This window comes from Zoogloea sp., from assembly GCF_028693495.1.
Lineage (GTDB): Bacteria > Pseudomonadota > Gammaproteobacteria > Burkholderiales > Rhodocyclaceae > Zoogloea.
In genome coordinates this window covers 1-19,779 of the sequence record NZ_JAQUVG010000041.1, presented here as the reverse complement: position 1 = coordinate 19,779, position 19,779 = coordinate 1, and the positions used below count along the sequence as shown (strand labels likewise).

Annotated in this window: 20 protein-coding genes; 14 read left to right on the top strand and 6 right to left on the bottom strand. The window is 63.0% G+C overall.

The window, feature by feature from the left end:
- Both PHD22_RS08615 and PHD22_RS08610 read right to left on the bottom strand, forming a co-directional pair.
- A complete protein-coding gene (locus PHD22_RS08615; protein ID WP_299865107.1) occupies window positions 1–879 on the bottom strand; it encodes a branched-chain amino acid ABC transporter permease in 879 nt (292 codons plus the stop codon).
- 345 nt (window positions 880–1,224) lie between these two features.
- Entirely contained in the window at window positions 1,225–2,013 is a 789-nt protein-coding gene (locus PHD22_RS08610; protein ID WP_299865105.1) for an IclR family transcriptional regulator, read from the bottom strand.
- Window positions 2,014–2,092: 79 nt separating this feature from the next.
- On the opposite strand from PHD22_RS08610, the gene paaY reads away from it, so the two are divergent.
- Complete coding sequence (paaY, locus tag PHD22_RS08605; RefSeq protein WP_299865103.1) at window positions 2,093–2,710, top strand: phenylacetic acid degradation protein PaaY; 618 nt, start codon at window positions 2,093–2,095, stop codon at window positions 2,708–2,710.
- Here the strand turns inward: paaY and paaX are convergent, their stop codons facing one another.
- Complete coding sequence (gene paaX / locus PHD22_RS08600) at window positions 2,711–3,661, bottom strand: phenylacetic acid degradation operon negative regulatory protein PaaX (protein WP_299865102.1); 951 nt, start codon at window positions 3,659–3,661, stop codon at window positions 2,711–2,713. It abuts the gene before it with no gap.
- Between the two features lie 79 nt (window positions 3,662–3,740).
- Entirely contained in the window at window positions 3,741–4,790 is a 1,050-nt protein-coding gene (locus tag PHD22_RS08595; protein ID WP_299865100.1) for a 2Fe-2S iron-sulfur cluster-binding protein, read from the bottom strand.
- 304 nt (window positions 4,791–5,094) lie between these two features.
- Between PHD22_RS08595 and paaN the strand changes: the two genes are divergently transcribed.
- The 13 genes from paaN to PHD22_RS08530 all read left to right on the top strand — a co-directional run bounded on the left by paaN (window position 5,095) and on the right by PHD22_RS08530 (window position 18,161).
- A complete protein-coding gene (paaN, locus tag PHD22_RS08590; RefSeq protein ID WP_299865098.1) occupies window positions 5,095–6,762 on the top strand; it encodes a phenylacetic acid degradation protein PaaN in 1,668 nt (555 codons plus the stop codon).
- A gap of 10 nt (window positions 6,763–6,772) precedes the next feature.
- Complete coding sequence (paaG, locus tag PHD22_RS08585) at window positions 6,773–7,570, top strand: 2-(1,2-epoxy-1,2-dihydrophenyl)acetyl-CoA isomerase PaaG (RefSeq protein ID WP_299865096.1); 798 nt, start codon at window positions 6,773–6,775, stop codon at window positions 7,568–7,570.
- Window positions 7,571–7,572: 2 nt separating this feature from the next.
- Window positions 7,573–9,099, top strand: a complete 1,527-nt coding sequence (paaH, locus tag PHD22_RS08580; protein ID WP_299865094.1) for a 3-hydroxyacyl-CoA dehydrogenase PaaH — start codon at window positions 7,573–7,575, stop codon at window positions 9,097–9,099.
- A complete protein-coding gene (gene paaI / locus PHD22_RS08575; RefSeq protein ID WP_299865092.1) occupies window positions 9,092–9,556 on the top strand; it encodes a hydroxyphenylacetyl-CoA thioesterase PaaI in 465 nt (154 codons plus the stop codon). The genes paaH and paaI overlap by 8 nt, the downstream gene beginning before the upstream one ends.
- A 41-nt stretch (window positions 9,557–9,597) precedes the next feature.
- Window positions 9,598–10,923 carry a phenylacetate--CoA ligase PaaK gene (paaK, locus tag PHD22_RS08570; protein WP_299865090.1) on the top strand — a complete coding sequence of 442 codons (1,326 nt, stop codon included), beginning with the start codon at window positions 9,598–9,600 and terminating at the stop codon, window positions 10,921–10,923.
- A gap of 23 nt (window positions 10,924–10,946) precedes the next feature.
- On the top strand, window positions 10,947–12,152 hold the full coding sequence (gene pcaF / locus PHD22_RS08565) for a 3-oxoadipyl-CoA thiolase (protein ID WP_299865088.1): 1,206 nt from the start codon (window positions 10,947–10,949) through the stop codon (window positions 12,150–12,152).
- A gap of 102 nt (window positions 12,153–12,254) precedes the next feature.
- Window positions 12,255–13,400, top strand: a complete 1,146-nt coding sequence (locus PHD22_RS08560; protein ID WP_299865086.1) for an ABC transporter substrate-binding protein — start codon at window positions 12,255–12,257, stop codon at window positions 13,398–13,400.
- A 67-nt stretch (window positions 13,401–13,467) separates the two neighbouring features.
- On the top strand, window positions 13,468–14,271 hold the full coding sequence (locus PHD22_RS08555; protein WP_299865085.1) for an enoyl-CoA hydratase/isomerase family protein: 804 nt from the start codon (window positions 13,468–13,470) through the stop codon (window positions 14,269–14,271).
- A 58-nt stretch (window positions 14,272–14,329) separates the two neighbouring features.
- On the top strand, window positions 14,330–15,337 hold the full coding sequence (paaA, locus tag PHD22_RS08550) for a 1,2-phenylacetyl-CoA epoxidase subunit PaaA (protein WP_299865082.1): 1,008 nt from the start codon (window positions 14,330–14,332) through the stop codon (window positions 15,335–15,337).
- Window positions 15,334–15,630: a 1,2-phenylacetyl-CoA epoxidase subunit PaaB gene (gene paaB, locus PHD22_RS08545; protein ID WP_299865080.1), complete on the top strand. Its 297-nt coding sequence runs from the start codon at window positions 15,334–15,336 to the stop codon at window positions 15,628–15,630. The genes paaA and paaB overlap by 4 nt, the downstream gene beginning before the upstream one ends.
- A complete protein-coding gene (gene paaC / locus PHD22_RS08540) occupies window positions 15,630–16,412 on the top strand; it encodes a 1,2-phenylacetyl-CoA epoxidase subunit PaaC (RefSeq protein WP_299865078.1) in 783 nt (260 codons plus the stop codon). The genes paaB and paaC overlap by 1 nt, the downstream gene beginning before the upstream one ends.
- Before the next feature lie 11 nt (window positions 16,413–16,423).
- Entirely contained in the window at window positions 16,424–16,924 is a 501-nt protein-coding gene (gene paaD, locus PHD22_RS08535; RefSeq protein ID WP_299865076.1) for a 1,2-phenylacetyl-CoA epoxidase subunit PaaD, read from the top strand.
- A 139-nt stretch (window positions 16,925–17,063) separates the two neighbouring features.
- Entirely contained in the window at window positions 17,064–18,161 is a 1,098-nt protein-coding gene (locus PHD22_RS08530) for a 2Fe-2S iron-sulfur cluster-binding protein (protein WP_299865074.1), read from the top strand.
- An 82-nt stretch (window positions 18,162–18,243) separates the two neighbouring features.
- On the opposite strand, the gene fghA is transcribed toward PHD22_RS08530, so the two are convergent.
- Together fghA and PHD22_RS08520 are read right to left on the bottom strand one after the other, a co-directional pair.
- Window positions 18,244–19,092, bottom strand: a complete 849-nt coding sequence (gene fghA, locus PHD22_RS08525; RefSeq protein WP_299865071.1) for an S-formylglutathione hydrolase — start codon at window positions 19,090–19,092, stop codon at window positions 18,244–18,246.
- An 83-nt stretch (window positions 19,093–19,175) separates the two neighbouring features.
- A partial coding sequence (locus PHD22_RS08520; RefSeq protein WP_299865068.1) for a zinc-binding dehydrogenase occupies window positions 19,176–19,779 on the bottom strand: 604 nt, incomplete at its 5' end.

Genomic DNA, 19,779 nt, shown 5'->3' with positions numbered 1-19,779 from the left:
TTACACCCGGTCAGTGACCCGGGCGCCGAACAGGCCGCGGGGCATGAAGAAGAGGATGAACAGGATCAGCACGAAGGGGATGGCATCCTTGTAGGCGGAAGACAGGTAGCCGGCGCCCATGGACTCCAGGATGCCCACCAGCAGTCCGCCCACCACGGCACCCAGCCCGTTGCCGAGGCCACCCAGCACGGCGGCGACGAATCCCTTGAGACCCAGCATGATCCCCACGTCGTAGGAGGTGAGGGTGATCGGGGTGATCAGGATGCCTCCGATCGCGCCCAGAGCGGCGGACATGGCGAAGCTGAGGAACAGCACCCCGTTGGTGTTGATGCCCACCAGTTCGGCTGCGGTGCGGTTGAAGGAGGTGGCCAGCATGGCCTTGCCACCCAGGGTGCGGTTGAAGAAGTACCACAGGGCTACCACCACCACGGCGGTTACGCCCAGCACCCACAGGCTCTGGGGCATCAGGGTGGCGCCGAGGATCTCGATCGGTGTGTCGCCCGAGAAGGCCGGCAGGCTATGGGTGCCCTTGCCCAGGAAGACCTGGACGAGGCCGCGGATTACCAGGGAGGCGCCGATGGTGATGATGATCAGGGTCACCGTTTCCGCTCCCTTGACGGGCTCGATGGCCAGTTTCTCAATCAGGACGCCCACTACGGCGGGCACCAGGATCGCCAGAAAAAGGGCTGCAGGCAGGGGCAGGCCGGCCTGGGCAAAGAACACTGCCAGCATGCCACCCAGCATGATGAACTCCCCCTGGGCGAAGTTGATCACGTTGCTGGCGTTGTAAATCAGCGTGAAGCCCAGTGCCGCAAGGGCATAGGTTGCGCCGACGGTAATGCCGGAAAACAGGAACTGCAGGAACTGGGCGAGCATCATGCACCTCCTGTCGAAGCGGGTTCGGAGAATCGGTCAGTCATCTCTTGCCTCCTGATGAAAACAGCCAGTCATGGTGACGGGTGTAGGTTGTTCTGTATTTTGTAATCGTTTCCGCGTATTAGAAGTGATACATTTAATCGAGTCAACAATAAAATATGTATCAATTTGGAGCCCGCGGCTTCTGGCGCAAGGCGGTGGGACGCGGCAGCGTGAGTGCAGCCTGTTTGAGGCGGGCGTGCGGTTCTGCAGGGGACAACGGGTTCGTGGGTGGAAGCCGTTCTTCCTGCCCGGGCGCAGGGCCCGGAGCAGCGGCGGGGGCAGGCTCAACCGGCTATTGCGGTGGTGCTATTCGGGAAAGGTCGCACCCAGGCGCTCGGAGAGGCTTCGGGCTGCCTTGCGCAGTTCGATGATGGTCGGGCTGGATTCGCTCATGTCCATGGACCCTTCCACGCCCACCAGGACGATCACCAGGCTGATCTCGTTCTTGAAATTGAAGACGGGAGCCGCTACTGCCTCAACGCCACGGATGATGTAGCCACCGCTGATCGGTGCATACCCCGTTGCCTTGACTTCTGCCAGCAGGGTACGGGCTTCTTCCATGCTGCTGATATGGGCTGGAGCCCGGCCCGACTCGATCTCCTTGCGGATCAGCCCCTCGGTTTGTCGTTCCGGTAGCCATGCCGCGAAGACCCGCCCGATCGCGGAAGTCAGGACGCCCAGGGCGGTGCCGGTGACCACGTTGACGGTGATTGCCCGGCGCGGCCTTTCCCAGCGCACGACCACAGGGCCGTTGTCGCTCCACACGGCGAGGGCCGTGGTCTCATTAACGGCGTCGCGCAGTTCGGTAATGGCGGACAGACCCAGGCGGATCCGGTCCAGCCTGTCCAGCGCGACCAATCCCAGGTTGAGGGCGAAGGGCCCCAGGTCATAGCGGGACGTGAGGGTATCCTGTTCCACCAGGCCGCTGCGGATCAAGCTGACCAGATAGCGGTGGGCCTTGGAGGGGGGCATGTCGGCGGCTGCGGCAATGTCCTTCAGCATCATCGAGCGTTTGCCGATGGCCATGGCTTTCAGGATACTCATGCCAACCTCCAGGGACTGGACTCCGTGTTTGCCTTCCAGTTCTTCGCTCATGGGACTCCCGCTGATATATTACGAATTAAAAAAAATGTTCCTTAATTTGTAATATATCAATAGTCGAAGGAGAACAGGCATGACCCAGCTCAAAGTTTTTGCCATTGATGGGATTGTCCCGGTAGTGGATCCGACCGCCTACGTCCATCCCTCAGCCGTATTGATCGGCGATGTGATCGTGGGCCCTGGCTGCTATGTGGGGCCCTGCGCCAGCCTGAGGGGTGATTTTGGCAGGTTGATTCTCGAGCAGGGGGCCAACCTGCAGGATACCTGTGTCATGCATGGTTTTCCCGGCACCGACACGGTGGTCGCGGAAGATGGCCATATCGGCCATGGAGCCGTGCTGCATGGGTGCCGTGTGGGGCGTAATGCCCTGGTGGGTATGAATGCAGTGATCATGGACAACGCAGTGATTGGCGAGGCATCCATCGTTGCCGCGTCGGCCTTCGTGAAGGCGGGCATGGAAATCCCGCCCCGGGTGCTGGTGGCGGGCATGCCTGCCAAGGTCATCCGGGATCTGAGCGATGAGGAAATCCGCTGGAAAGCTGAGGGGACGGCCACTTACCAGGACCTGACCCGGCGCTGCCTGGCTACGATGGTAGAAACTACGCCCTTGACCCAGGTCGAACCCGATCGCAGGCGTATTCACCTCCCGGATGTGGTGCCGCTGGTGGCACTCAAAAAGAAGGACGCCTGATCAGGCCACCTCTGCCAGGGGGTCAGCGTCCCTGAAGCGCTCTTGCAGAAGCGGAGTGGCTTCGGGCGTCTGGCCGTTGGCCAGCTGGAAGTGCTGGTCCAGGTGTCGTTCCGAGGGCACGAAGAGCCGGCGGTAAAGCTCTTTGCACAGCAGACGTGCCTTCTGGCCGGGCCAGTCGGTGGGAAGCAGGACATCCGGCAGCTCCGGATCGCGCAGCAGCAGGCGCCGGTAGTCGTGGATCAGCAGGGTTCGCAGCAGGAACGCGCTTTCGTCGTCCATATCGGCGGGGTTGTCGCGGATCTGGGACAGCACGGGGCTGTAGCGATCCACAAACTCGGAATACACGCTGGCCAGGCGTTCCAGGTTCCAGGCTCCGTGAACCATCTCCACGTCGCTGGCTGCGCCACCCAGTTGCGCATCGGCGGCCATCAGCGGCTTGAGGCGGGGGAGCTGCTCACCGAGGCCTTCGGCGATCAGCGCGTCGAAGGCGGCACTCAGGTCGGCACTGGGGTGGACAAAGCAATCGCCCTCGAGCACGCCGAATCCCTGCCAGAACAAGGCCCGGCGCAGGCGCTCCCGCTCCTTTGCGCTCAGATCTCCGACCGTGATGATCAGTCTCCAGCGTCGGTCCCACTGGGGTGCGCTGGAGGCATAAATATGCCGTGAGGCTTCCTCGAAGCGGCGCTGACCCTGAGGGGTGAGCAGGTAATCGGTGCGACGGCCTGCGGGTTCGGTACGTACCCATTCGTCCTTGGCCAGACGGAACACCGAGGTACGGATCAGACGTTCGTTGAGTTCGAGGGGCTCCAGCAGGCGGATCAGGCTGCCCAGCCAGATACGGCTGCCCCGCGGAACGATGGCATCGCCAAACACCGAGATGATGATGGAGCCGGCTTGCACGCGGCCGAGTTGGCGGAATTCGTCGAGGCGTTTCTGGATGGGGGGAAGCACTTGATTTGCCGAGGAAATAAAAGATTTTGCAGCTGAGTCTACCAATTCAATCCCCGTGTGGATAGCGCCGTAGCGGCGCTCAGGGAAGAAGCAGGTGTTCCGCGTCGGGGATCAGCGGTTTTTGTTGGACGAAGAAGCCTTCGGTGTGGATGCGTTCTGCTCTGGCGCCCAGGGTCAGGGCCGTGCCCATGCATGCGTCCACGAACCTCGGGTTGCCGGCGATGAAGAGGGTGTGGCCGGACAAGTCCGGGAAGAGGCTGGGCAGTACCCCCTGGATTCGTCCGAAAAGATAGCCTTCACGCTTTTCCCGGGTCAGGGTGATGTGAGCCTGGAAGCTGGGGTGACGGGCCTGCCACCAGGCCATCAGGCCTTGCCCGTACACATCCGCTTCTCCGCGGGCAGAGAGCAGCAGGCTGACGGGCTGTCGGTAGCCCCGACGCAGGGCACTCTCGCTCAGGGCCAGCAGGGGGGCCAGTCCAGTACCTGCACCCAGGCACAGCACGGGTGTGTCCACGGAAGGGTCGCCGATGAAGGTGCCGTAGGGACCCGAGAGGGCTACCCGGTCGCCGGACCGCAGCTGGTCGCAGATCCAGGGGCTGGTCAGGCCGCCACTGCTGCGGCTGACCTGCAGCACCAGTTCGCCATCCGGCCTGGGGGCATTGGCGATGGAGTAGGCCCGTGCCGGGATGTCGGCAGCCGGTTGGCCCAGGGTGACGTACTGGCCGGGCCAGTAGCGCAGGAGTTGGTCCACTGGTCGCAGATGAAGCTGGACCACCCGCGGCGTCAGGGCCTGCCGTTCGGTGATCACGAAGGGAAGCTGTTCCCGGGGAGGGAATAGCCGCGGACGTGCGTCGGCGGTACCCCACTCGATCACCAGTTCGTCGGAGATGGGCTTGGCCATGCACATCAGTCCATAACCCTGACGGCGCTCTTCCCGGCGGAGGGCCATGTCCAGCACCATGCCCTGGTCGAACTGCCCTGCGGTGACCTTGACCTTGCATTCTCCGCAGGCGCCGGCCCGACAGTTGCTGGGCAAGGCATAGCCGGCTCGCTCAAGGGCCATCAGTACGGTGTCACCAGGGGCGCACTCAACGGATTTTCCCGAAGGATGGAGCAGGATACGGGACATGTCTGGTGAGGGTTTGAATGTCAGTAAATGATACTAAAAATAGTCAAAAATCAAAACTTGAAGTATCGCTTTCGTCTTTTGGATGTGCTCCTCCATGTTGCAGTGCGGCGTAATTCTTACCTGTTTATCAAGTCTTTTTGGTGTTAAGTTATTGTTTTTTTTAATATTATTTAGTTTCAAATCAGTTCCTCAATAGGGAACGCATTGATTTTGTTGAAAATAAATTCGATACGAACCATTGACATTGAATCGATCGGTTTGTAACGTTTGAGTCAGGAGAACAACTCACCCCGGAGAGAGACCCATGACTCACCCCCTGTTCGAGAAGCATCGTGGCACCCTGGACGCAGCCCTCAACGCCATCGCTACCCGTGGCTATTGGTCTGCTTATCCGGAAATGCCCAGCCCCAAGCTCTATGGCGAAACCGCGACTGATGACGGCAAGCGGGCCTTTGAAGCCCATCTGGGCAAGCCTTTCGAACTGAACCAGCCTGGCCAGACTGGCTGGCACGGCGGCGAGGCATCCCCCTACGGCGCCACTTTGGGCGTCACTTATCCGGTCTGTGACCATGAGGCCCTGATTGCTGCCGGCCTTGAGGCCATGAAGGGCTGGCAGACCGTGGGTGCCGAAGGGCGCACCGGCATCTGTCTGGAGATCCTGGACCGCCTGAACAAGCAGAGTTTCGAGATCGCCCATGCGGTGATGATGACCACTGGCCAGGGCTGGATGATGGCTTTTCAGGCCGGCGCTCCCCATGCCCAGGATCGGGGCCTGGAGTCCGTAGTGTATGCATGGCGCGAGCAGAGCTTCGTGCCGGCTGAGGCCACCTGGGAAAAGCCCCAGGGCAAGAACCCGGCGCTGGTCATGAAGAAGCACTTCCAGATCGTCGGCCGCGGCATTGGCCTGGTAGTGGGCTGCGGCACCTTCCCCACCTGGAACACCTACCCCGGCCTTTTTGCCGCCCTTGCCACCGGCAACGCGGTGATCGTGAAGCCCCACAGCAATGCCATCCTGCCAGCCGCCATCACCGTGCGTACCATCCGCGCCGTCCTCGCAGAGAACGGCATCGATCCTGATCTGGTGAGCCTGTGCGTGGCCGAGAAGCGCGCCACCACCCAGGCCCTGGCTACCCATCCGGCGGTCAAGTCCGTGGATTTCACCGGCAGCAACGTGTTTGGCCAGTGGTTGATCGACAACTCTCGTCAGGCCCAGGTATATGCCGAGCTGGCCGGGGTGAACAACATCGTCATCGACTCCACCGATAGCTACAAGGCCATGCTGGGTAATCTGGCCTTCACCCTGTCCCTGTATTCGGGGCAGATGTGCACCACCTCACAGGCCCTGTTCGTTCCGGCAGGTGGCATCGAGACCGAAGACGGCCACAAGAGCTACGACGAATTCTGCGCCGACCTGGCCAAGGCCATCGAGCGTTTCCTGTCCAAGCCTGAAGTGGCCCACGCCGTGCTGGGTGCAATCCAGTCTGCCGACACCTTTGAGCGCATCGACTTGGCCAATTCCGGTGCCCTGGGCAAGGTCGTGCTGGCGTCTTCCTCCCTTGAGAATCCTGACTTCCCCAACGCCAAGGTGCGCACGCCGGTACTCCTTTCCTGCGACGCCGGGGACGAGAAGCTCTACATGGAAGAGCGTTTTGGCCCGATCAGTTTCATCGTCAAGGTGGCGGACACGGCCGCCGGCATTGCCCTGTCGGAGCGTGTCGTCAGCACTCATGGTGCCCTGACGGTGGGTGTGTATTCCACTCGCCAGGATGTGATCGACGCGATGACCGAGGCCACCTGGCGCAGCAAGGTCGCTCTCTCCATCAACCTCACCAGTGGTGTGTTCGTGAACCAGTCCGCCGCGTATTCCGATTACCACGGAACCGGTGGTAACCCGGCGGCCAACGCGTCCTACGCCGACTCGGCCTTTGTCGCCAACCGCTTCCGCGTCGTCCAGCGTCGCTACCACGCCTGAGGAGTCTGCCGTGGAATACAAGAACATTATTTTCGCGGTTGAGGCGGGTGTGGCTCGCCTCACCCTGAATCGCCCCGACAAGCTCAACAGCTTCACCGGCGAGATGCACGCGGAGCTCCGTGATGCCCTCGACCGTGTCCAGGCCGACACCTCGGTGCGCGTGCTGGTCCTCACCGGTGCCGGTCGGGCCTTCTGCGCCGGTCAGGATCTGGCCGACCCGGACATGGCTCGCACTGCCAGCGGCGGCATGCCGGACATCGGCAATGTGGTCGAGAAGAACTACAAGCCCCTGGTGCTGCGCCTGCAGAACCTGCGTGTGCCCACCATTGCGGCCGTCAATGGCATTGCCGCCGGTGCCGGTGCCAGTGTGGCCCTGGCCTGTGATCTGGTGATCGCCACCCAATCTGCTTCCTTCCTGCAGGCCTTCAGCAAGATCGGCCTGATTCCCGACACCGGTGGCACCTGGTTCCTGCCCCAGCGGGTCGGCATGGCCCGGGCCATGGGACTGGCCATGCTGGCCGACAAGCTGCCCGCTGCCAAGGCCGCCGAGTGGGGCCTGATCTGGGAGGCGGTCGCGGATGATGCCTTTGCTGCCCGCATCAATGCCCTGGCCACGCAGCTGGCCGGCATGCCCACCAAGGCGCTGGTGCGGACCCGCCAGGCCATGCACGCCGCGCCGGGCCATACCCTGGAGCAACAGCTCTCCTTTGAAGGTGGTTTCATGCGTGAACTGGGCTGGAGCCCGGACTATGCCGAAGGGGTTGCCGCCTTCATGGAAAAACGTGCTCCGGAATTCACGGGGGAGTGAGCGTGACGACTGCCCTCAACACTTCCGCGGTGATTGCCGTCGTCGGTACCGGTGCCATGGGGGCCGGTATCGCCCAGGTGGCTGCAGCTGCCGGTCATGTGGTCAAGCTTCTGGATAACCGCCCTGGGGCGGCAGCCAAGGCCGTTGCCGGAATCCGGGCCCAGTTTGGCAAACTGGCTGACAAGGGGCGCATGACGGCCCAGGCAGCCCAGGCAGCCGGCGATCGCCTGATTGCTGTCGAGCAGCTGACCGATCTGGCCGATGCGGCCCTGGTGGTCGAAGCCATCGTCGAGAATCTCCAGGCCAAGCAAACCCTGTACAAGGATCTGGAAGACATCGTGGCTGCCGACTGCATCTTCGGCACCAATACCTCGTCCATCTCCGTGACGGCCATTGGTGCTGCACTGAGGCACCCCGAGCGTCTGGCTGGTCTGCACTTCTTCAACCCGGCGCCGCTGATGGCCCTGGTGGAGATCGTCTCCGGCCTCGCGACTGACAAAACCGTGGCCGATACCCTGTTTGCCTCTGCGGCGGCCTGGGGCAAGACTCCGGTCCATGCCAGGTCCACGCCCGGCTTCATCGTCAACCGGGTGGCCCGGCCCTATTATGCCGAGGCCCTGCGCATCCTCAACGAAGGCGGCAGCGACTGTGCCACCCTGGATGCGGTGATGCGTGAGGCTGGTGGCTTCCGGATGGGGCCCTTCGAGCTGATGGACATGATCGGCCATGATGTGAACTTTGCCGTGACCCGCTCGGTGTGGAATGCCTTCTACCACGATCCCCGCTTCACTCCATCGCTGATCCAGCAGGAACTGGTGGACGCCGGCTTCTATGGTCGAAAGAACGGGCGTGGCTTTTATGACTACCGCGAAGGTGCGGTACGCCCCGAGCCGAAGAGTGCCGTGGCCCAGGCGGTGCCTGACACCATCGTCCTTCATGGGGAGTCCGCTGTGGCCCAGGCCATCGCTGACCGTCTCTATGAGCGGAACGTGGCCTACACCTGGGGCGAGGCCACCGATGGCCGCATTGCCGAGGTGGGTGGCGCCGTGGTCTTCATCACCGATGGACGTACGGCCACCCGCCGGGCAGTGGAGGAAGGCATCGACAACGTGGTGCTGATCGATCTGGCCCTCGACTATGCTACGGCCACCCGTATCGCCGTCGGAGCAGCAATCAACTGCTATGCCCCCGCTGTGGGCGCCGCCATCGGCTTGCTGCAGGCCGCGGGGTTTGCAGTCTCCCGCCTGGGTGACATTCCCGGGCTTGCCGTGATGCGTACGGTGGCCATGCTGGCCAACGAAGCTGCCGATGCGGTCAATCAGGGTGTCTGCGATGCCCTGGCTGCCGATTCGGCCATGCGTCTCGGGGTCAATTACCCCCGTGGTCCCCTCGAATGGGCTGATCGTGCCGGCCTGCCGCTGGTCGCTCGCGTCCTGGCCAATCTGGCCAGTCATTACGGTGAAGACCGCTACCGGGTCTCTCCGCTGATTCAGCAGCACGTCCTGGCCGGAAAGAACATCCATGTCTGATCAGCTCATCCCCACCGAGCCTCAGGCGCTTGCCCAGGCGGTCACCGAAGCCATGTGGTCCCGGGATCGGGCAGGCCAGGCCCTGGGCCTGAAGATCGAGGAAGTACGGCCAGGATTTGCCCGTGTTTCCATGCAGGTCCGCGGCGACATGGTGAATGGTCACCACATCTGTCATGGCGGACTGATCTTCAGTCTGGCCGACACAGCCTTTGCCTACGCCTGCAACAGCTACAACAAGAACACGGTGGCTTCCGCCTGTCACATCGACTTCCTGGCCCCTGGCAAGGAAAACGACACCCTGACCGCTGAGGCCGTCGAAATGTCCGCATCGGGCCGTACCGGCGTCTATGACGTGACGGTACGGGACAGTTCCGACAAGACGATTGCCCTCTTCAGGGGCAAGAGCTACCGGATTTCCGGCGAAGTCATCGCCGGCCTCCAGGCTGAAAAGGCTTGAACAGCACACACGTATTCCAGAACAACGGAGAGGAGATACCCATGACCGCGAAGCATCCCCAACCGGGCGAGCTCGACCCGATCGAAACCGCCAGCCGTGACGAGATTTCGGCCCTCCAGCTGGAGCGCCTCAAGTGGTCCGTTCGCCACACGTACGACAATGTCGAGCCGTATCGCAAGAAGTGCATCGAGCAGGGGGTGCATCCGGATGATCTGAAGGCGCTGGCCGATCTGGCCAAGTTCCCCTTCATGACCAAGTCCGACCTCCGCGATCATTATCCCTTCGGGCTCTTTGCGGTACCGCGCAACAAGCTGAGCCGCCTGCATGCCTCTTCCGGCACCACGGGCAAGTCGGTGGTTGTCGGTTACACCCAGAGCGATCTGTCCAACTGGGCGGATCTGGTGGCACGCTCCCTGCGTGCGGCAGGGGTGCGTCCTGGCGACATGGTGCATAACGCCTACGGTTACGGCATGTTTACCGGCGGCCTCGGTGCCCATGCAGGCATCGAACGTCTGGGCTGTACCGTCGTGCCGATGTCCGGTGGCCAAACCGAAAAGCAAGTCCAGCAGATCATGGATTTCAGGCCCGACGCGATCATGGTGACCCCGTCCTACTCCCTGGTGGTTGCTGAGGAGTTCGAGCGCCAGGGCATCAAGCCGGAAGAAATTTCCCTGAAGATCGGGGTCTTCGGTGCCGAACCCTGGGGTCAGGGCATGCGCGCAGAGATCGAGCGCAAGCTCGGCATTGACGCCATCGACATCTATGGCTTGACCGAAGTGATGGGGCCCGGCGTCGCCTGTGAGTGCATTGAGACCAAGGATGGTCCGGTGATCTGGGAAGACCACTTCTACCCCGAAATCATTGACCCCGAAACCGGCGAAGTGCTCCCCGACGGCGAAGAGGGTGAATTGGTGTTCACCTCCCTCACCAAGGAAGCCTTCCCGGTCATCCGCTACCGTACGCGTGACCTGACCCGCCTGCTGCCGCCCACCTCTCGTGCCTTCCGGCGCATGGACAAGATTGTCGGTCGTTCCGACGACATGCTGATTGTCCGGGGTGTGAACGTTTTCCCGACTCAGATTGAGGAGCAGATCCTCCGCGAACCCCGCCTGACCGGGAATTACCAGATCGTCCTGACCCGTGATGGCCACCTGGACAACGTGGAGATCCGTTGCGAGCTGCAGCGTGATCTGTCCGGCACCCTGGGGCGCAGTGCTGTCGAAGAGATCAGCCGCAGTGTCGCCCACCATATCAAGACCATCATCGGCATCACCACCAAGGTGAACGTGATGGAGTTCGAGTCCATCCCCCGCACCCAGACCGGCAAGGCCCGTCGCGTGATCGACCAGCGTCCGAAGCAGCTCTGACCTCGCGCACAAGGAACGAATACATGACTCAAGCATTCATCTGCGACGCCATTCGCACCCCCATCGGCCGCTATGGCGGCACCCTGGCCAGCGTGCGGGCCGACGATCTGGGCGCCGTACCCCTCAAGGCTCTGATGGAGCGCAATTCCCGGGTGGACTGGACGGCTGTCGAGGACATCATCTACGGCTGCGCCAACCAGGCAGGCGAGGATAACCGCAACGTGGCACGCATGTCCGGCCTGCTGGCAGGACTGCCCATCGAGGTGCCGGGTACCACGGTCAATCGCCTGTGCGGCTCCGGCATGGACGCCGTCGGTCTGGCAGCCCGGTCCATCAAGTCCGGGGAGACCTCCCTGATGATTGCCGGCGGGGTCGAAAGCATGTCTCGTGCCCCGTTCGTCATGGGCAAGGCTGAAAGCGCCTTTTCCCGCCAGGCGGCCATTTACGACACTACCATCGGCTGGCGCTTCATCAACCCGATGATGAAGAAGCTCTACGAGACCCACTCCATGCCCCAGACCGCCGACAACGTGGCGGCCGATTTCGGCATCTCCCGTGCCGACCAGGATGCCTTTGCGCTGCGCTCCCAGCAGCGCTGGGCGGCGGCCCACGCCGCTGGCCGGTTCGGCGATGAACTGGTGCCGGTGCACATCCCCCGCAAGAAGGGAGATCCAGTCCTCTTCACCACCGACGAGCATCCCCGCCCCGAAACCACCCTCGAGATGCTGGCCAAGCTCAAGGGCGTGAACGGCCCCGAGCTGTCCGTCACTGCGGGCAATGCCTCAGGCGTGAACGACGGTGCCTGTGCCCTGCTGCTGGCCTCTGAAGCGGCTGCCGGCAAGCATGGCTTGACCCCGAAGGCGCGGGTGGTTGGCATGGCCACCGCCGGCGTACCGCCCCGGATCATGGGCTTTGGCCCGGCGCCCGCGGTGAGGAAGGTGCTGGCCCAGACCGGCCTGACCCTCGACCAGATGGACGTCATTGAGCTCAACGAAGCGTTTGCCGCTCAAGGCCTGGCCGTACTGCGCGACCTGGGCCTGGCCGACGACGAGGCCCGGGTGAATCCCAATGGCGGCGCCATTGCCATGGGACACCCCCTTGGCATGAGTGGTGCCCGCTTGGTGACCACCGCGGCCTACGAGCTGCATCGTCGCAACGGCCGTTACGCCCTGTGCACCATGTGTATTGGCGTGGGTCAGGGCATCGCGATGATCATCGAAAGGGTGTGAGGAGTCAGGTTCAAGGAATGAGGGGGCCAGGCTCCAGCCGGGGCCTCCTTACGCCCAACACCTCACTTCTGAGCAACTAAATAACCAAAGAGGAGACAACCCATGAAAAAAGCCTTCAAGACCTTCCTGGCCGGCGCTGCGCTGGCCATCGGCAGCCTCACCGCCATCGCCGCCGATCCGATCAAGATCGGTTCCGTGCTGTCCGTCACCGGCCCGGGTGCCTTTCTGGGCGATCCCGAGCTGAAGACCCTGCAGCTCTATGTCGAAGAGCTCAACAAGAAGGGTGGAGTGATTGGCCGTCCGCTCCAGCTCATCCATTACGACGACGGCAGTGATGCCAACAAGGCCAACGGCTTTGCCAAGCGTCTGATCGACGACGACAAGGTGGACGTGCTGATCGGCGGTACCACTACCGGTTCCACCATGTCCATGGTGCCCCTGGTCGAGCGTGCCGGCGTGCCCTTCATCTCCCTGGCCGGTGCTGTGGTGATCGTTGAGCCGGTCAAGAAGTGGGTCTTCAAGACCCCCCATACCGACCGCATGGCGGCCGAGAAGGTCTTTGAGGACATCAAGAAGCGCGGCTTTTCCAAAGTGGCGCTGCTTTCCGAAACCTCTGGCTTCGGTCAGTCCGGCAAGAAGGAAACCGAACTGGTTGCGGGCAAGTACGGCATCACCCTGGTGGCCAACGAAACTTATGGCCCCAAGGATACCGACATGAGCCCGCAGCTCACCAAGATCAAGAACGTGCCGGGTGTGCAGGCCGTGTTCGTGTTCGGCCTCGGTCAGGGCCCGGCCATCGTCACCAAGAACTACAAGCAGCTTGGGATCACCCTGCCCCTGTACCAGTCCCACGGCGTGGCCTCGGACGAGTTCCTGAAGCTTGCCGGTCCGGCGGCAGAGGGTGTCCGCCTGCCGTCCCCGGCCCAGCTTATCCCCGAAAAGCTGGCTGCCAATGACCCCCAGAAGCCTGTCGTGACTGCCTATGACAAGGCCTACAAGGAGCGCTACAAGCAGGATGTGTCGTCCTTTGGTGGCTATGCCTACGATGGTCTGATGATCGTCGTGGATGCACTCAAGCGTGCCGGTACCACCGACAAGGCCAAGGTCCGCGACGCCATTGAAAGCACCAAGAACTTCATTGGTACCAGCGGCAAGGTCAATATGTCGCCCACCGATCACATGGGTCTCGACCTGTCTTCCTTCCGCATGCTGGAAGTGAGGAACGGCGACTGGACCATCCTACAGTAATGGCAGAAGGCCTGCGGGGGTGACCCTCCGCAGGCCAGCCAGTCCCAGAAAAATCACCGAGGCCAGCATGGCAAGCACCTATTCCACTCTAGAGATCGAGCGCTCCGGCGCGGTGGCGACCATCTGGATGAATCGTCCGGAAGTCTTCAACGCCTTCAATGAGCAGCTCATCGCCGATCTGGGCAAAGCATGTGCCGAACTCGACGGAGATGAGCACGTGCGTGTGGTCATTCTCGCCGGTCGCGGCAGGCATTTTTCCGCCGGCGCCGACTTGAACTGGATGCAGCGCGCTTCCACCTATGGCGAGGCCGAGAATCTGGCCGACGCCCGAGCCTTCGCCGGCATGCTGCGTACCCTGTCGGGTCTGTCCAAGCCGACGATTGCCCGGGTTCAGGGGGCCGCGCTTGGCGGTGGCACCGGCCTGGCCGCAGCCTGCGATATGGCCGTGGCCAGTGAGGATGCCCTGTTCTCCACCTCCGAGGTGAAGTTCGGGATCATCCCTGCGGTCATCAGTCCCTACGTGCTGCGTGCCATTGGTCCCCGCCATGCCCTGCGCTATTTCCAGAGCGCCGAGCGGATCAAGGCCGACCAGGCCCGGGCCATTGGTCTGGTGAATGAAGTGGTTCCCGTCGATCAGCTGGATGCCGCGATTGGTGCCATCGTGGAGCCCCTGCTGGCCGGCGGGCCGAAGGCCCAGCTGGCAGCCAAGGAGCTGATCGCCGCCGTTGCAGGCCGTCCGATCGATGCGGCCGTGGCTGAAGAGACCGCAATGCGGATTGCCCGCCAGCGGGCGACCGACGAGGCCAGGGACGGGATTGCCGCCTTTCTGGAAAAGCGTCCTCCCATGTGGATGAACCCCGAGCAAGTTTGAAGGCAATACGAATCCCGGTCTGGTATGTCCCGGGCCGGCGTTAGCAAGGAGAGAGCAGATGTACACCCAGGCAATGGATATTCCGGACGAGTCCGGCAAGAAGCTGGCGAGCGTCTCGAATGCCCCCAGCGAGCAGGAAGCCGCTTTCGAAGCCCGCATCGAAGCTGATGGCCGCATTGAGCCTCAGGACTGGATGCCTGAGGCTTACCGCAAGACCCTGGTCCGCCAGATCAGCCAGCATGCCCACAGTGAAATCGTTGGCATGCTGCCCGAGGGTAACTGGATTTCCCGTGCGCCCAGTCTCAAGCGCAAGGCCATCCTGATCGCCAAGGTTCAGGATGAGGGCGGTCATGGTCTCTACCTGTACTCCGCCGCCGAGACCCTCGGCACCAGCCGTGAGCAGATGCTTGAAGGTCTGCATTCCGGCAAGGCCAAGTACAGCTCCATCTTCAACTACCCGACCCTCAACTGGGCCGATGTGGGCGTGATCGGCTGGCTGGTGGACGGTGCTGCGATCATGAACCAGATTCCCCTGTGCCGTTGTTCCTACGGCCCGTATTCCCGCGCCATGATCCGCGTCTGCAAGGAGGAGTCCTTCCACCAGCGCCAGGGATACGAAGCCCTGCTGGTGATGATGCAGGGGAGCGAGGCCCAGAAGGCCATGGTCCAGGACGCAGTCAATCGTCTGTGGTGGAAGTGCCTGGCCATGTTCGGGCCCCCGGATGCCGACAGCCCGCACAGCGCCCAGGGCATGCGCTGGGGTATCAAACGGATCAGCAACGACGAGCTGCGCCAGAAATTTGTGGACGCTACTGTCCCTCAGGCCAAGGTTCTTGGGGTGACCCTGCCCGATCCAGACCTCAAGTGGAATGAGGCGCGTGGTCACTACGACTACGGCCAGATCGACTGGGCCGAATTCTGGAACACCGTTGAAGGTAACGGCCCCTGCAACAAGGAACGCCTGGCCACCCGGGTCAAGGCACACAACGATGGCCAGTGGGTGCGTGATGCCGCCCAGGCCTATGCCCGCAAGCAACAAGAACGCGCAATGAAGGAGGCAGCATGACCACCCCCGCACTCAAGGAATGGCCCCTCTGGGAAGTTTTCGTCCGCAGCAAGCAGGGCCTCGAGCACAAGCACTGTGGCAGCCTGCATGCCGCTGACGCGGCCCAGGCCCTGCACATGGCCCGCGATGTGTACACCCGCCGCCAGGAAGGCGTGAGCATCTGGGTGGTGCCCTCCGCATCCATCACCGCCAGCAACCCGGATGACAAGGGTGAGCTGTTTGACCCGGCGGCCGACAAGATCTACCGTCACCCGACCTTCTACGAAATTCCTGAAGAAGTGGGGCACATGTAATGAACGCGCCTGCCGACTACCTCCTGCACCTGGCGGACAACGCGGTGGTCCTGGGCCAGCGCAACGCCGAATGGTGCGGCCATGGCCCAATCCTCGAAGAGGACATCGCCATGGGCAACGTGAGCCTGGACTACATTGGCCAGGCCCGCCTGCTCTATCAGCTGGCCGCCACCCGCCTGGGCGGCGACGCTACCGAAGACAAGCTGGCCTACTTCCGGGACGACACCCAGTTCCGCAACTACACCCTGCTGGAGCTGCCCCACAACGGTCCGCTGGTCGGTTACGCCAAGGCCGACCGGGATTACGCCACTACCATCGTGCGCAATTTCCTTTACGGCGCGCTGATGGTGCTGGTGTGGGATGCCCTCGAAAAATCTTCCGACAGCGACCTGGCCGCGATTGCCGCCAAGTCCCTCAAGGAGGCCCGCTACCACCTGCATCATGCCGCCGACTGGGTGGTGCGTTTCGGCGACGGGACCGAGGAGTCTCACCAGCGTGTTCAGGCTGCGCTCGACCACCTCTTCCCTTACACCGAAGAGTTCTGGACGCCCAGCGCCGTCGAGGATGCCGCGGTGGCCAGCGGTGCCGGCGTGGATGTCCGGACCCTGCGTGCAGCTTGGGATGCCATCGTGAATGACACCCTGGGCCAGGGCACTCTGGTCCGTCCCCAGGGACGTGGCTACGTACCGGAAGGCAAGCATGGCCGTCACTCCGAGCATTTGGGTTACCTGCTCGGCGAGATGCAGGGCCTGGCCCGCGCCCATCCCGGCGCGACCTGGTAAGGCCGGCGATCATGACTACAGTCGTGGAACAGGTCTGGGCCACCCTCGAGCATCTGACGGATCCGGAAATACCGGTGGTGACCTTGCGCGAGCTGGGCATCCTCCGGGAGGTTACGGAGACGCCGGCAGGCGTGGAAGTGGTCATCACGCCCACCTACACTGGTTGCCCTGCCATGGGGCAGATTGAGGACGACGTGAAGGCCTGCCTGGAAAAGGCGGGTATTCCCGCGCGGGTTGTTACCCGTCTGGCCCCGGCCTGGACCACCGACTGGATGAGCGAGGAGGCCAAGGAGAAGCTGCGTGTCTATGGCATCGCCCCTCCCCATACCACCCGCAAGGAAGTCAACGTCATCCAGTTCATACGCAGACCGGCCGCCACCGACCTGGTGGCTTGCCCTCGCTGTGGTTCGACCCACACCGTGGTCTCGTCGCAATTCGGCTCCACCGCCTGCAAGGCCCTCTACAAGTGCCTGGATTGCCAGGAGCCCTTCGATTACTTCAAGCCGTATTGATGAGGGTCAGGAGTGAGGACAGAGGGGTGAGGGGAACTGCCTGATGTCATGGGCGCTGGTGATCGTCAGCGCCCATGGGTTGGCCGGGGCCTCCTTCACTCCTCACTCCTCACCTCTACCCCACAAGAGGAGACACTCTATGTCTGCACTCCGTTTTCAAGAACTCTCCGTCAAGCGGGTCAGCCCCGAAGCGGCCGGCGCGGTGGCCATCACCTTCGCCATTCCCGAGTCGGACAAGGACCGTTTTGCCTTTGAGCCGGGCCAGTTCCTGACCCTGCGCGCCACCATCGACGGGCAGGACGTCCGCCGCAGCTACTCCATCAGCAGCCCGCGCAGCCGCCTGGCCAGGGCGGGTGAGCTGGAAATCGGCATCCGCCCGGTGGAGGGGGGCGTATTTTCCAACTGGGCCTCCCGCTCCCTCAAGGCCGGCGACACGATTCAGGTCATGCCGCCGGATGGCCGCTTCACCATCAAGAAAAAGCGTGCGATCCATCGTGTCGGCTTTGCCGCTGGTTCGGGCATCACGCCGATCCTGTCGATTGCTGCCACCACCCTGGAAGAGCAGCCGGACAGCAAATTCACCCTGGTCTACGGCAATCGCCGCATGTCCACGGTGATGTTCAACGAAGCCCTGCAGGACCTAAAGGACCGCTACCGGGACCGCCTCACCCTGATTCACGTCCTGTCCCGCCAGGCCCAGGAAGTGGACCTGCTCCAGGGCCGCATCAATGGTGACAAGGTCCGGGAAATCATCAAGGCCCTGCTGCCCGTCGGTTCCATGGACGAGGTCTTCATCTGTGGGCCGGACGAGATGATCACCGCCACCGAGACCGCCCTCGTCGAGGCGGGCGTGCCCGCCGACCGGGTGCGTACCGAGCGCTTCACCGTGGGCCTGCCCGCTGGTGCCAAGCCGGTGGGTGCCGCCACCGCAGCGGCCCAGGCCGAAGCAGCCGCCAAGGACATCGCCCTGACCGTTGTCCTCGACGGCAAGGAGCACGAGATCGCCATCGGCCCCGACGAGCACGTGCTGGATGCGGCCTTGAATGCCGGCCTCGACCTGCCTTTCTCCTGCAAGGCCGGTGTGTGCTGCACCTGCCGCGCCAAGGTTCTGGATGGCAGCGTGGTCATGGACAAGAACTTCACCCTCGAAGGTGCCGAGGTAGCTCAGGGTTTTGTCCTGAGTTGCCAGGCCCGTGCCACCAGCAAACGTCTGCTGGTCAGTTTCGACGAGCGCTGATCCCTTACTTTTCCTGCGCTGACAACCGGCCCAGCCTGTTTGAGTGTGCCTTGATGCCGCCCCCAAAAGGGGCGGCTTTTTTTCAGTCTTTCAGTGCGGCCGCATGGTGGCGAAGGTGGTCTTCGATGAAGCTGGCGATGAAGTAATAGCTGTGGTCGTAACCCGGCTGGCGGCGCAGGGTGAGGGGGTGGCCGGCCGCGGTGCAGGCGGCTTCCAGAACCTCGGGCTTGAGCTGCCCGGCGAGGAAGTTGTCTGCTTCACCCTGGTCCACCAGCAGGGGCAGACGCTCCTGGGTCTGGGCGATGAGCTCGCAGGCGTCCCAGGCTTTCCAGTGGGTCGGGTCGGCGCCCAGGTAGTGGCTGAACGCTTTCTGCCCCCAGGGGCAGTCCATGGGGTGGCTGATGGGTGCGAAGGCTGATACCGAGCGGTAGCGGCCAGGATGGCGCAGTGCGCAGACCAGAGCGCCATGGCCACCCATGGAGTGGCCGCTGATGGCCCGTCGCGGGCTTACCGGCAGGTGCTTCTCCACCAGGCAGGGGAGCTCGTTCACCACATAGTCGTGCATGCGGTAGTGAGTGCTCCATGGGGCCTGGGTGGCGTCCACATAGAAACCGGCGCCCAGGCCAAAATCCCAAGCGCCCTCCGGGTCACCCGGCACGCCGTCGCCCCGGGGGCTGGTGTCCGGCGCGATGATGGCAATCCCCAGTTCCGCTGCCACCCGTTGGGCGCCAGCCTTCTGCATGAAATTCTCGTCAGTGCAGGTGAGGCCCGACAGCCAGTACAGGGCCGGGACGGGGCCGGCCTCCGCCTGGGGCGGCAGATAAACCGCAAAGGTCATGGTGCAGCCGGTGGCCGCGGAGGCGTGGCGGTAGCGGCGATGCCAGCCGCCGAAGCTGCGGTTCTCGGAGACGAGGATGAGGGGTGTGGTCATGGGGGCTTTCGTGCGCAGTCAGGACGGCCGCTAAAGTCGAGTAGCTCACCCCGGCAGAGGTGAGGGCATTCGACGGTGCTGGATCACATGTCGTAGTGGATGACGGTGCGGATGCTTTTGCCCTCGTGCATCAGGTCGAAGGCCTTGTTGATGTCGGCAAGTCCCATCGTGTGGGTGATGAAGGTGTCGAGCGGGATCTCGCCGCGCTGGGCCCTTTCCACATAGCCGGGCAGTTCGGAGCGGCCGCGCACGCCGCCAAAGGCCGAGCCACGCCAGACCCGCCCAGTGACCAGCTGGAAGGGGCGGGTGGCGATTTCCTCGCCGGCGCCGGCGACACCGATGATGATGGATTCGCCCCAGCCCTTGTGGCAGCACTCGAGCGCCGAGCGCATCACCTTGACGTTGCCGATGCACTCGAAGGAGTAATCGACGCCGCCATCGGTAAGGTCGACGATGACTTCCTGGATCGGCCGGTCGTAGTCGAGGGGGTTGATGCAGTCGGTGGCACCCAGCTGCCTGGCGATTTCGAATTTGCCGGGGTTGACGTCCACTGCCACGATCCGCGAGGCCTTGGCCATGACTGCGCCGATGATCGCCGACAGGCCGATGCCGCCCAGCCCGAACACGGCCACCGTGGCGCCGGCCTCGACCTTGGCGGTGTTGAGCACCGCGCCGATGCCGGTGGTG